Here is a 13,604-nt window from a genome sequence, read left to right as displayed (position 1 = left end):
GTACCTCTGGCAAAGCGCGACGCAGGCTTACCGGATCGTGCAATGGGGCACGCTGAACGATCAGGCGGGCGCGGGCGATTACGACGGCGATGGCCGGGCTGATCTGGCGGTGTGGCGCGCCGCTGACCACACCTGGTACATCCTCAATAGTCGCGCGCAAGTGGCGCAGCAGCGTTTGCTGGGGCAAAACGGCGATGTGCCGGTCGGGGCCAAACCGCGTTGAGCAGCGCGCGTAACGCTTCAAATCAATTGAATGAAACAGGCGGCAACAGGAGCATCCGGGCCGCCTGTTTCATTCAATTGGTCTGTCAGCGCCGCGCGATTACAACGCAAAAAGCGGTTGTGTCCTATTCCTGTGTTGCTGCCTAAAACAAAGCTGTTTTTCCCACGAAGCCACACGAAGAAAACACGAAGATGCTTGGCGTTCTTCGTGTTTTCTTCGTGTGGCTTCGTGGGAAAAAGCTTGCACTCGCTGGCAACACAACTTTAGGACGCTACCCAAAAGCCCGCTGCTTGCCGATGCGCGAAGCGATTGATTATAGTGCGTGTTCGTTACCGCACTTTCGGAACAGGCTTTGATTGTTTATGGCAGACCTGCTGGCGCTGCTGCGCTAGGCCAACTACCCCGGCGTCAGAACCCGCCTAGCTTCACGCCCCATTCTGAAAAGTATTCTTAGAGGAGATCACACAACCAAATGAATTCGTTGGAAGCTAAATCCGGTGCGCCATCTGCTGATGCGCCCACGGAAACAGTAGTTGAAGCAGTCGGTGAAACGGCAGGCCGGTCGAATTTTATTCGCGACATCATTCTGCAAGACCTCGCATCCGGCAAACACGGTGGGCGCGTGCAAACGCGCTTCCCGCCCGAACCGAACGGCTATTTGCACATCGGCCACGCCAAGGCCATCTGCCTCGATTTCGGGCTGGCCGATGAATTCGGCGGCAAGACGAATCTGCGTTTCGACGACACCAATCCCACCAAAGAAGAAACCGAGTACGTAGACGCCATTATGGAAGACGTGCAATGGCTGGGCTTCCATTGGGACGGCTTGTTTTATGCTTCCGACTACTTCCAACAGCTTTATGACTGGGCCGTGCAACTGATCAAGGACGGCAAGGCGTATGTGGACGACCTGACGGCGGACGAAATCCGCGAACATCGTGGCACGCTGACCGAACCGGGCAAGGAAAGCCCCTATCGCAATCGTTCAGTTGAAGAGAATCTTGATTTGTTCGCGCGCATGAAAAACGGAGAGTTCCCGGACGGTACGCGGACGTTGCGCGCGAAAATTGATATGGCCTCGCCGAACCCGAACTTCCGCGACCCAGTGATGTACCGCATTCTGCACATGCATCATCACCGCACCGGCGACACCTGGTGCATCTATCCGATGTACGACTGGGCGCACGGTCAATCCGATTCGATTGAGCAGGTCACGCATTCGATCTGCACGCTCGAATTCGACAACAATCGCCCGCTGTATAACTGGTTTATCGAACAGCTCGGCATCTTCCCATCCCAGCAATTTGAATTCGACCGGCTCAGCCTGACCTACACCGTGATGAGCAAGCGCAAGCTGCTGCGGCTGGTGCAGGAAGGACTGGTCAACGGCTGGGACGATCCACGCATGCCCACGCTGACGGGGATGCGGCGGCGCGGTTACACGCCCGAAGCGATTCGCAATTTCTGCGCCAGCCTCGGCGTGTCTAAAACGAACGGCATCACGCAGCTTCAGCAGCTTGAGTATTACGTCCGCGAGGATTTGAACAAGCACGCGCTGCGCGTAATGGCCGTGCTCAAGCCGTTGAAAGTCGTGCTGACGAATTATCCCGACGATCAAGTCGAAGAGATGGACGCCGTCAATAACCCTGAAGACGCCAGCGCTGGTTCACGCAAGATTCCGTTTTCCAAGGTGCTTTACATCGAGCAGGACGACTTCCGCGAAGTGCCGCCGCCCAAGTTCTATCGTCTCTCGCCGGGCAAGGAAGCGCGCTTGCGCTACGGTTACATCATCAAATGCGAGAACGTCGTCAAAGACGCTGATGGCAACATCGTCGAATTGCATTGCAGTTACGATCCCGAAACCCGCAGCGGCGGCGTCAACAGCAGCCGCAAGGTCAAAGCCACCATTCACTGGGTCAGCGCCGCGCACGCTATAGACGCCGAGGTTCGCCTTTACGAAACGCTCTTTGCCAAAGAAGACCCTGAAGACGTCGCCGAAGGCCAGGACTTTACCGCCAATCTGAATCCGAACTCGTTGGAAGTCATCGCCAGCAAGGTCGAGCCGGGGTTGCAAGAGGCTGTGCCGGGCACGCGCTATCAGTTTGAACGCCTGGGTTACTTTTGCGTAGACACCGATTCCGCGTCCGGCAAACTGGTGTTCAACCGGACGATTGGATTGCGGGATGCGTGGGCGAAGATCGAGCAGCGGGCGAAGCAATAACCTTTAGCGGTTACGTCTACGCTGCACCGCTCAACTCCGCAATCAGCCGAGCATAGGTCTGAAAAGCAGGTTTTGGTGTGTAGTCGTCCCGCAGCAAGCCAAATTGATAAAAGAAATTCGGTTTGCTGCTGTCGGTGTCGCGCAGTCCGAACAGCGAGTAACGGGCAATGTGCAAACGCTGGCGCGCCTCGTGGACGATACGTATGACTTGCTCGACCACTTCATTTTGCCGTGCTGGCGGGCGCGTTGGATCAGTCGCCCAGCCGTGTTCCGTGATGTGAATCGGCAGCGTGGGCGGGATGCCCGCCGCTGGTAGCCAGACATTCCGCAGTGTTTCGAGTACAGCCAGCGTGGCCGTCGCCAAATCGCCGGGCTCTCCATCCGGCGCCACCCGGCGAAAGACATCGGGAAAGAAATCCAAACCAACATAATCGAGCGCGTTGAGAAACGGCTGACCACCGAGCGCGCCGATGCTTGTCCAGAATTCCGCTGCTGGCCCAAAGGTTGGCGTCGAATTGAATCCCACGCGCGCGTTGCCACCCAGTATGCGCAATTCCTCTTTCGCCGCTATTACGCCTTGCACCAACGCTTCGCGCACGTTGGGCCAGGGGCCATCAATGGCTGTGGGGCCATCGGTGAAATTGGCTTCTTCGGTGATTTGGATGGAATACAAATGCTGGCCGTGCTGGCGGATTAGCGCCCGAACAAATTCCAGGTAGCCCGCTACATCGCCCCGCGCCGATTGAAACATCACGACCAGATCGAGCTGGCGGCCAGCATGCAAGTATTGCTCATAACGATCCGGCGTGCGCGCTGACCACGGCGAGGGCGCCTCGGCGTCGCTGTGGCGTTCGTAGGCACGGATGATGAACGGCTGAACCTGGCCTTGCAGCAAGCGCAGCGCGGCTTCGATCTGCGCTGGATCATCGGGTGGCCCCGTGATTTCACCTTCATCGGAGCCTGCCCCGCCGCCGGGATAGATGCCAAAAACAAGTGGCGCGAGATTGTCCGAAGTTTTCATTGCTGTTGTGCTCCTTCTTACGGGTTGAGAGTGGAAAGCCGCATTCTGGCGAGCGCAAGCGTGTGCTGTCTTGGAAAAAAATGACCTCAATCAAACAGCGGCAAGTGATTTGGGTTTTCGCCCCGTCGCGCCAACCAAGCTGTCGGGCTTAACCCGGCAAAAGCCCGGAATTCGTTGATGAGATGTGCCTGATCGAAATAGCTCAGCGTGATGGCGAGTTCAGCCCAATCAATTGGACGGGCAGTGTTAAGCGCAGACAGCGTTTGCTGAAATCGCTGCACACGGCAAAAGAGCTTGGGCGTCAATCCTACCTGTTCGTGGAAGAGTTGAATGAAATGGCGATTACTATAGCCGGTTTGTTCAGTCACTTCGGCGACAGCAGGCTGTTGATCGGCGCGTTGAAACTCGCGTAAGGCAAAAGCCACTGCCGGATGTAGCCGCCACGCCTGATCAAATTTGGCGAGCAGGTTTTGTTCGAGTACGGCAAAGCGAGCCTCGACGCTGGGCAGCATCAAAAGACGCTCGCGCAAAAACGCTGCCTCCGGGCCCCAAAACTCATTCAGCAAGATACGTTGATTGTGTAACTCGGCGCCCGGCACGCGTAAAAAAGGCCCGGCGCCGCCGGGTTTGAAATTTACGCCGATCATCGTGGTCTGAGGAGCGATTCCAATCGTGCTGGGTTGAGAAAAAATGCCGCTCAGTAAAGGTGTCTGCGTCGCTGAGTGCGCAGGGTTGAGATCAATGACCAACTCCATCGTTCCGGTGGGCAATACGCGCTCATGCTGGTGTGGAAGGTTCCAGTCTTCGAGGTGCCAGAATGATGCAATGAAATCATTGAGCGGTGCGCTGGGCAGATAGTTGTAACTGCGCATGGAGTTCTTTTAAGCGAGCACTAGATAGTGATAATCAAACTCTGAATTTTACCGTAAAGGTTCGTTGCTTATTGTGCCAGGGTTGAGTACGATTTTCTCGCTCTTTCCCCCAGTCAATCTAGTTTCCCCCAGATGAAACGATGTTCGGAATTGTCTATTGCAGTTTTTATTGGAATAGACGGAGGTAACTATGCACGTGAATGGAAGAACGCAAGGGCGGGCCGTCACGCTTGTGGCGAGTTGGGCGTTGTTGTTGGTTACGACTTCGCTGGTGGTTGGGCAAAACGTAAGGCTCCAACCTGCGCCACAAAAAACGCTTAGCACACAGCCCGTGCCGAATGGTGCGAAGCTGAATTTTAAGGGTGTGGTCATCAGCCGTGATGCCGATACGTTTACGATCCGGGATCGCAACCGCAAGGATTACCAGGTGCTGTTGACTGACAACACGAGCATCAAAACCTATGGCGGGTTCCTGCGCTTCGGCAAGAAATACGCGGTCACCGACATCCTGCGCGGGCTGATTGTCGAAGTCGAAGGGCGCGGCGATGCGCAGGGGCAACTCGTGGCCGACAAGGTGCGGTTTAAGGATGCGGATATGCGCGCCGCCGTTACGACCGACACGCGCGTCAATCCCGTAGAGGCGAATCAGGAGCGCATGTCGGGCCAGATGGATGAGCTTTACGCCGTGGCCGAAGAGGCGAAAAAGGAAGTGCGCGTCGCCAACGAACGCATCTCGGCGCTCGATGATTTCGACGTGGATCAAACGGTCACCGTCAATTTCAAAGTCAACAGCGCGCTGCTTTCGCCTGAGGCCAAACAGCAACTCGATGCTTTGGCGCAAAAGGCGCTCAGTGCCAAGGGGTTTATGATCGAAGTGGCGGGCCACACCGATTCGTCCGGTGCTGCGGCCAAGAATTTTCAACTCAGCCGCGAGCGCGCCGAGGTGGTGGTGCAATACCTGACGATCACGCACAAAATTCCGGTGCGCCGGTTTATTACGCCGATGGGTTACGGCAAAGCGGACGCCGTGGCCGACAACACCACTGCCGCGGGCCGCGCGCAAAACCGGCGGGTGGAAGTCAAAATCCTGCTCAATCGTGGCTTGGGCCAAACGCAATCGGCGACCTCGACGCCAAGGCAATAACTGCGAAACAAGAGCGTTGGCCACAGAGGCACGGAGTCACAGAGAAAAAATTAGAGAGAGAAGCTTGTGCTGAACCTTTCTCGTTTTCTCTCGGTGACTGCGTACCTCTGTGGCCAAGTCCGCCTCAATTAACGCGCTAGCAGAATGCGCAAATCCCGCACGTTGTTGCCGGTCGGGCCGGTCATGATCGCATCGCCAAGTGCGGCAAAGAAATTGTACGAATCGCTGTTTTGCAAATACATCGCTGGCGAGAGTTGATGTTGTTGGCCGCGCAGCCGCGTCGTTTCGTCGGCAATAGCGCCTGCGGCGGGGCTGTGGCCGTCAATGCCGTCGGTGCCTGCGCTGAGAATGGCAACGGATGTTAAGGCGCTGTGCTTGTTCAATTGCAACGCCGCGCGCAAGACGAATTCCTGATTGCGTCCGCCCTGTCCATTGCCGCGCACCGGGCAGATGACTTCGCCGCCGGAGAGCAAGCAGACGGTTCTGCCAGGATGGGCGATGTGTAAGGCCTGTAGCCGCGCCAGATGAATCATGGCCATTTCCTCAACCTCGCCTTCGATCAAGTCATCCGCAATTTCAACCACGCATTGATGCGACTGCTCGGCGATTTGCCGGGCGTGGCGCAGGGCGACGCGATTGTCCAGCAAGAGGTGGTGTGCGCGTGCGCCAGTCATCATCATCGGCGGCATTTCAGGCAAATCGCCCGAGGTAATCAGCGCGGTGACGTGCGGCGGAAACTTGCTGAGCAGATCGTATTTGGCGATGACGCGGTCAAAATCGGTGCGGGTCGCGGTGCTGGGCAAGGTTGGGCCGGAAGACACCGTTGCCAAATCGTCGCTATTCACATCCGAAATGTAGAGCGAAATCTGCCGCGCTTTGCAGGCCGCTTCCGCCAAGCGCCCGCCTTTCACGGCAGACAGAAAGCGCCGCACGAGGTTCATCTCATTGATGACCGCGCCACAGCCGACCAGCACGCGATTGATGGTTTGCAAATCGTCCAGCGTCATCGAATCGTTGACCGGTTTTTCAAAGACCGCCGAGCCGCCGCCCGAAATCAAAAACAGCACCAAGGTCTTTTCGTCATTTGCCGCGCGCAGCAGTTTTAACGCGGCGGCAGCGGCGTCCAGGCTGCCTTGGTTGGGCAGGGGATGGCCGCCGGTGAAGACCTGAAAGCGTTGGGGCACTGCGCCGGTCACGGCGTTGGTCGCCACGAGGCCCTCGGTGATGCGGTCGCCCAAAGAACGTTCGGCAGCCCGCGCCATCGGCAGCGCGGCTTTGCCAATGGCCACCACCAAGAGGCGCGCGAATTGATGCAGTTGCACTTCGTTACCGCAGACGTGCAGCGTGTCGCCATCGCGTTGCAAGGCGTGGTTGATAACGGCTTCGGTTTCGATAGCCGCCAGCGCGCGCGCGAAAATATCCGCCGCAATGGTGCGAAGATTCATGTTGGGCTCCCTGCAAATAGGCTCGTTGTCAGGACAGGCATCCTAGCGGAAATTGCTGATTATGACTACGTCGCGATTGACGATGCCCCGTGACAACGCAAGTTGTCTTCCGTCTCGTGACCAGGCGAAATCAAAGATGAGTTGATCGTTGAAGTTGGTCAATTGGCGCGGCGGGCCGCCTGCCAACGGTTGGCTCCAGAGGTTGGAAACATTCCCGACAGTAACGGGATAGGCGATTTCCTTGCCGTCTACCGTCCAGCGCAAGGCGCGAAAAACCGAGGCGCTGGGGGCGTTGAAAATTTTAGGTGATGGTTCTTGTTCCGCCGAGCTTTCAAACGGGATGACGCCGATTTGCCAATATCCATTCGCTTCGTCCAACCGGTTGTAAGCAATCCATTGGCCGTCTGGTGAAATGGCCGAGCGCCACGATAAGCCGTTCGTCAAGCGCACTATTGGGCCGCTGTTGACGGGAACCTTTGCCAGCGAATAGACCATCGTCGTAAAAATCAGCCATTGGCCGTCTGGCGAAAATTCAGGGTGCCATTCATTGTTGCCGTTGGTGACTTTTCGCGGATTGCTGCCATCCAAATTCATCTGCCAGAGATTGCGACGGCCAGCGGCGCTGGAACTCCATACGAGGACTTTACCATCCGGCGAGACCGTCGGATCGAAATGCTCTGCGCTGTCAGTGGAAAGCTGTTTCGCGCCCATGCCGTCGGCATTCATGATCCATATTTGCGGCGCTTCGCCCGACATCGAGCGATAGACGATGCGGCCGTCAGGCGTCCACGCCAGACCGCGCACGCCGTCTTCGCGGCCTGAGCCGGAAGTGATGGCTTTGGCGCGAGTGGCTTCGTTAGCAGGCGCTACCCAGAGGTTGACGCCACGGTTGGCGCTGACGACCGCCATCGTTTGCGCGTCAGCGGTCATACTCAAATCGGTGTAATCGTTCAGATCGTTGGTGATTTTTTGCGCTGCTTTTTGCGCTTCGTTGGCAGAATAAGAAAGCCGCCAAATTTGATTCAAGCCGCGACTATATTCCGACCCCAAGACCAACAAGCCGCTGCCGTCGGCCAGCCACGCCAGCCGTCGCGTCGCACCGTACCAGTGTTTTGAACCGATGGGCGTTTCGACTCCATCAGCCACGCGGATGCCGACGATGCCGCGATAAGGTGTTTCCGCCGAAAAGTTATTGGTTGAACAGGCGATGACTTTTCCGTCGGGCGACCAGGCCGGGCCGCCGGGCAAAAAGTTGTCGGGGAATTTGCGGAGCGCGAGTTCTTTCTCTTCGCTGCCGTCTGTTTTGGCCAGCATCAGCGCGGACTTGCCTTGCTTGGGCGTTTGGCGCACAAACGCCAGCCACGCGCCATCGGGCGAAAGCGAGAGGTGGCCGTCTACGTTATCGAGCAGCTTCTTTTCGTTTTTGCCCAGCACCGGCATCTTAAACAACGTTCCGCGCTCGCTGAAACTTCCTTCGCCGGAAACGTCCTGATGCCCGCGCACGAAATATAAAAAATTGCCATCGGCTGAAAATGTGAGGCTGAGATAAGCGGCTTCGGCAGGCGGGACGATTTCGATTTCGCTGGGCGCAGCTGTTTGCCGCAGCCACAAGCTTTGGTTGCCGCCTTCCGCTACGGCCTGCGCGACGTATTTTCCGTCGGGCGAAATGGCGACGTGTGCGACTTTGCCGGTATAGGTGAGCCGATTGACCGCCAGTGGCCGATGCGCAGTCGGTTTCGGCGTCATCCACTGGTAAGCCGCAAAGGCGATTCCAGCGATGCCTAAAGCCAGCAAGGCAGCCCAGCCAAGCCTGGACTTGCGCGTAAGTGCGGGAGGTTCAACCTCTGGGTAAACGGGCAGTGCGTGCGGTTGCGTCGAGTCAGCGGCGCGGTGTGATTGAAGCTCGAATTTCTCTCCGGCGACTTCGGTTACGTCGGCGACGAAACGGTAGCCGCGCCGGGGTACGGTCTCGATGAATTGCGGCTCGTCCGGGTGTTCGCCCAGCAGCTTGCGCAGCATAGAAATGTTCTGAGTGAGATTGCCTTCTTCAACAAAGGTGTCCGGCCAGACCTCTTTCAACAATTCATTCCGGCTGACCACCATGGCGCGGTGTTCGACGAGCGCCAGCAAGGTGTCGAACACCTTCGGCGTGAGCGCCACCAGCTTGCCTTTACGAAAAAGTGAGCGCTCCTGCGGGTCAACGCGGAAGTGCGAGAATTCGTAAAAGTGTTTTGTTTGCTGCGTCATATCGCTTTGATGAATATCTTTGAGCCAGATTTGAGCGCGCCTTGAGGACTTCTTGTAGCCCGTCTCGCTAAAGTTCCGTCAACTAAAGTAGTCTTTGCTGGAACACGCGAAAATTTGACCTGAAATACTGGGGGAGAAATTTTTCCCAATAGTAAATGAGGCCCGAAAGGGGAGCAATCCTTGCCAGCCTAAGTGTCAGGTTTGCTGCCGCCTTTCGCTGTCTAATCACCAAGCCTGAAAAACCATTTATGAATACACGCCGCGAATTTATTCAACAATCTACGTTGGCTTTGGCTTCCGCCGCCGTGTTGCCGTCGCTTGCGACCGCGCAGCCGCTGGCCGCCGACTGGTACGAACGTCCGATGCGCTGGGCGCAATTGACGCTGGTCGAAGACGACCCCGGCAATTACGACCCGGCTTTCTGGCTCGACTATTTCAAGCGCACGCATTCCGACGCGACCTGTCTGTCGGCGGGCGGTTGCGTAGCCTATTACCCGACTAAAGTGCCGCTGCATTACCGCAGCAAGTTCCTCGGCGACCGCGATTGTTTCGGTGAACTGGTCGCGGGCGCGCGCAAGCTAGGCATGAACGTCATCGCGCGCACCGACCCGCATGCGGCGACGCAGGCGATTTATGAAGCGCATCCCGACTGGATCGCCGTCACCGCCGACGGTAAGCCGCGCAAGCATTGGGCTGACCCGACGCTCTGGGTCACGTGCGGTTTGGGGCCTTATAACTTCGAGCACATGACCGCCATCACGCGCGAGATTATGCAGATGTACAAAATAGACGGCATCTTCAGCAATCGTTGGGACGGTTCGGGCATGTGTTATTGCCAGCATTGCCAGACGAATTTCAAAAAACATTCCGGCCTCGATTTGCCGCGCACCGGCGATCCGCAAGACGAAGCGCGGCGGCAATACATCGTCTGGCGGCAGGCGCGACTGTTTGAGTTGTGGCGGCTGTGGGACGGCGAAATCAAAAAGATCAATCCGAATGCGAGCTACATTGCGAACGCAGGCGGCGGCGCGTTGAGCGATTTGGATATGAAAACCATCGGCGAATTGGCGCATACGTTGTTTGCTGATCGGCAGGCGCGGCGCGGCTTGATGCCGCCGTGGGCGAATGGCAAGAACGGCAAGGAATACGGCGCGACGATGGGGCGCAAAGCCATCGGCGGCATTTTCAGTGTAGGCATCGAAGAACCTTATCGCTGGAAAGACTCGGTGCAGAACGCCGAAGAGATTCGGTTGTGGGTGGTTGACGGCGTTGCGCACAACCTGCGTCCGTGGTTCACGAAATTCAACGGCAAGGTGATTGATAAGCGTTGGCTGAAAGTCGTCGAAGATTTATACGGCTGGCATTACCGCAACGAAAAATACCTGCGCAACGAAAAGTCATTGGCGCGCGTGGCAATGGTTTATTCCCAGCAAACCGCTTCGTTTTACGGCGGCGAACAGGCGCGCGCCAAAGTCGAAGACCACGCGCTCGGTTTTTATCAAGCCCTGGTCGAAGCGCGCGTGCCGTTCGACATGGTGCATGACCAGTTGATGGAGGCCGAACGGTTGAAGCCCTATCGCACGTTGATTCTGCCAAACATCGCCGCGCTGTCTGACAAGCAATGTGCGCAACTCAAGGCGTTTGTTGAAAGCGGCGGCAATCTGATCGCTACGCATGAGACTTCGCTCTATGACGAGTGGGGCAAGCGGCGCAAGGATTTCGGCTTGGCGGAATTGTTCGGCGCTTCGTTCGATGGCCGCGTCGAACAGAACATTCGCAACTCTTACCTCAATGTAGACAAAGACCCACAGACCGGCGCGTTTCATCCAATCGTGCGTGGGCTGGAAGACGCTACGCGAATTATTAATGGGACAAATTGGGTACACGTCAAAGCACATGCGAAAGCCTATGCGCCGCTGACGCTCGTGCCTTCTTATCCCGATTTGCCGATGGAACAGGTGTGGGCGCGCGTGCCGCGTACTGATACGCCTGCGGTGTTTGCGCGGCAAATTGGCAAAGGCCGCGTCGTATATTTTCCCTTCGATCTTGATCGCACCTTCTGGGAAGTGTTGGCGGCAGACCATCTCAAACTTTTGCAAAACGCCGTCGTGTGGGTGCATCAGGAAGAGCAGCCGCTGACCGTCAAAGGACGCGGTGTGTTGGATGTGTCGTTGTGGATGCAGAAAAGTTCCATCGCCGCGCATCTCGTGAACCTGACGAATCCGATGATGATGAAAGGGCCGATCCGCGAAATCATTCCGCTGTCGGCGCAACAGGTGCGCATTCACATACCTGATGGACGCCGCGTCAGCAAGGCGCATTTCCTCGTCAGCGGCGCAACGCCCAACTGGCGGCAAACAGGTGATGCGGTGACTGTGACCGTGCCATCAATCGAGTTGCATGAGGTCGTGGCGCTCGATCTTGCCTAAACGTATGAAAAAACAATTCATCAAAACGCTTTCTCTGCTCGCTCTGCTGACTGCTTTTGCTCAAGCTCAAGAAGGTTGGTGGATGCGCGAACCGATTCGCTGGGTGCAAAACAATTTGCGGCAAGTGGATGCGACGCTCGATGCCAAACACCTCGCCGAACAACTCGCCGACATGCGCGCCAATGTCGTGCTGATGGGAATGGGCGGCATCGTTTCGTATTACCCGACGAACGTCGCCTATCACTATCCCAGCCCTGATATGCCCGCCGGACGCGATATGTTTGGCGATGTCTTGCGCGAATGCCACGCGCGCCACGTCCGCGTCGTAGGCCGTTACGACCTGAGCAAAACGCGCAAAGACGTATTCGACGCGCATCCCGAATGGTTCTTCCGCCAGGCCAATGGCGCGCCCGTGATTTATAACGGCTTGTATTCGGTTTGTATCAACGGCGGCTATTACCGCGATCAGGCCATGAAAATCCTCGCCGAAGGCTTAGAGAAATACGACGTAGACGGTCTGTTCTTCAATGCATTCGGCAATCAGGCGCGCGATTACAGCGGCAACTATGTGGGCTTGTGCCATTGCGACGTGTGCAAAGCGAAATACCGCAAAGAATTTGGCAAAGACATTCCCAAGGAAGCCGGCGACGACTATCGCAAATTCATGTTCACCTCGTCGCGTGAAGTCGCCGCCGACATCGGCAAGCTGATTCACGCCACGCGTCCCAACGCGGGCTATTTCAATTACATTCAGGAATACACCGACGGCATTATGTCGGAATCGAATACAGCCGTCGCGCGTCCGCTGCCGTTGTGGCCTTATACGGCGAGCGACAACGTCAATCGCGCGCGCAACAGCCAGCCGACCAAAATGTCCGTAGACCTGAACATGCAATTCGTAGATTTCTGGTGGCGCTTTGCGACCGTGCCGCGCGGCGAGATCGCGTTGCGTTCGTGGCAGAACATTGCGCACGGCGGCGCGCTGACGTTTGAGATGAACGGCACGTTTGAGCAACAGGATCGGCAGGTGCTTGAAACTTCAAAACCGATCTTTCGCTGGGTGGCGGCGAATGAACAGTATTACGTCAAGCAAACCAGCGCCGCGCGCGTATTGCTGATGGGCGCGCCTCCAGGTTCAGGCCGCGATTTTCACGCGGAGCCTTATCGCGGTCTGTTTCGCTTGCTGACCGAAGAACACATTCCTTTCGCCGTCGCCGACAACACCGACTGGCTCGGCAAGCGCGAATTCGATTTGGTGATTGCCGCCGATTGGACGCCTGCTGCGTTGAAGCAATACGCCGAGAACGGTGGGCGCGTATTGATCGTCAGCGCGAACCCGCCGGAATTTGAAGTCGCGCCCGTCGTCAAAACGATTCCCGAAATTCGCGGCTACGTGCGCGTGCGCGATCACGCGGCGTTTCCTTCGCTGAAAGACACCGATCTGTTGATGCTCAACGGAGCCTTCACCGAAGTGCGCGACAGTGCGAAACCCTTGCTGTCGCTCGTGCCGCCTTCGATGTTCGGCCCGCCGGAATTCATCCACATTGATATGAAAGACACCGACACGGCGGCCATCGTGTTCAAGCCGCTGGGCAAGGGAACTGTCGCGTGGATTCCGTGGAATCTGGGCGGGATGTATTACCGCCACAGCCTGACTTCGCACGCGGGCTTGTTCCGCGATGTCTTCAACAAATTGAATGTGCCGCGCCAGATCAAAACGAATGCGCATCCGTTGGTTGAGATGACGTTGATGAAACAAAACGGACGCACGCTGTTGCATCTGGTGAATGTGAGCGGGCATTCGTCCACCGGTTATTTCGCGCCGATTCCGATGAGCGACATTCAGTTGCAAATCGCCGGCGCATTCAAAACGGCGAAGACTTTGCGCACGCCGGGAACGCTGGCGGTCAACGTGAAAAACGGTTACGCCGAATTCACGCTGCCGCAACTCAAGGATTACGAAGTGGTCGTGCTTGAATAACCAACCAAAGAGGAGGTTGCT

The 13,604-nt window shown here is 56.9% G+C and carries 9 protein-coding genes; 5 read left to right on the top strand and 4 right to left on the bottom strand.

The window, feature by feature from the left end; all coding sequences use genetic code 11:
* Together HY011_07910 and HY011_07905 are read left to right on the top strand one after the other, a co-directional pair.
* Nucleotides 1–223: VCBS repeat-containing protein (locus tag HY011_07910; GenBank protein ID MBI3422850.1), on the top strand; the 223-nt coding region annotated here is incomplete at its 5' end.
* Between the two features lie 472 nt (nucleotides 224–695).
* A complete protein-coding gene (locus HY011_07905) occupies nucleotides 696–2,444 on the top strand; it encodes a glutamine--tRNA ligase/YqeY domain fusion protein (protein MBI3422849.1) in 1,749 nt (582 codons plus the stop codon).
* A 16-nt stretch (nucleotides 2,445–2,460) separates the two neighbouring features.
* Here the strand turns inward: HY011_07905 and HY011_07900 are convergent, their stop codons facing one another.
* A complete protein-coding gene (locus HY011_07900) occupies nucleotides 2,461–3,465 on the bottom strand; it encodes a hypothetical protein (protein MBI3422848.1) in 1,005 nt (334 codons plus the stop codon).
* An 86-nt stretch (nucleotides 3,466–3,551) separates the two neighbouring features.
* Nucleotides 3,552–4,337, bottom strand: a complete 786-nt coding sequence (locus HY011_07895) for an AraC family transcriptional regulator (GenBank protein ID MBI3422847.1) — start codon at nucleotides 4,335–4,337, stop codon at nucleotides 3,552–3,554.
* Between the two features lie 190 nt (nucleotides 4,338–4,527).
* Between HY011_07895 and HY011_07890 the strand changes: the two genes are divergently transcribed.
* On the top strand, nucleotides 4,528–5,481 hold the full coding sequence (locus tag HY011_07890; GenBank protein ID MBI3422846.1) for an OmpA family protein: 954 nt from the start codon (nucleotides 4,528–4,530) through the stop codon (nucleotides 5,479–5,481).
* 128 nt (nucleotides 5,482–5,609) lie between these two features.
* Here HY011_07890 and HY011_07885 read toward each other — a convergent pair whose 3' ends face one another.
* Complete coding sequence (locus tag HY011_07885) at nucleotides 5,610–6,926, bottom strand: DUF4147 domain-containing protein (protein MBI3422845.1); 1,317 nt, start codon at nucleotides 6,924–6,926, stop codon at nucleotides 5,610–5,612.
* A gap of 42 nt (nucleotides 6,927–6,968) precedes the next feature.
* The gene (locus tag HY011_07880) at nucleotides 6,969–9,173 is read right to left on the bottom strand and encodes a PD40 domain-containing protein (GenBank protein ID MBI3422844.1); all 2,205 of its coding nucleotides are present in this window, start codon (nucleotides 9,171–9,173) and stop codon (nucleotides 6,969–6,971) included.
* Between the two features lie 248 nt (nucleotides 9,174–9,421).
* Between HY011_07880 and HY011_07875 the strand changes: the two genes are divergently transcribed.
* Nucleotides 9,422–11,602 carry a beta-galactosidase trimerization domain-containing protein gene (locus HY011_07875; GenBank protein MBI3422843.1) on the top strand — a complete coding sequence of 727 codons (2,181 nt, stop codon included), beginning with the start codon at nucleotides 9,422–9,424 and terminating at the stop codon, nucleotides 11,600–11,602.
* A gap of 82 nt (nucleotides 11,603–11,684) precedes the next feature.
* The gene (locus HY011_07870) at nucleotides 11,685–13,583 is read left to right on the top strand and encodes a hypothetical protein (GenBank protein ID MBI3422842.1); all 1,899 of its coding nucleotides are present in this window, start codon (nucleotides 11,685–11,687) and stop codon (nucleotides 13,581–13,583) included.
* The last annotated feature ends 21 nt before the right edge of the window (nucleotides 13,584–13,604 follow it).

The organism is Acidobacteriota bacterium (assembly GCA_016196035.1).
Classification (GTDB): Bacteria; Acidobacteriota; Blastocatellia; order RBC074; family RBC074; genus JACPYM01.
Note: the sequence above shows the minus strand (reverse complement) of the source record. Positions and strands in the feature narration are given on the sequence as shown.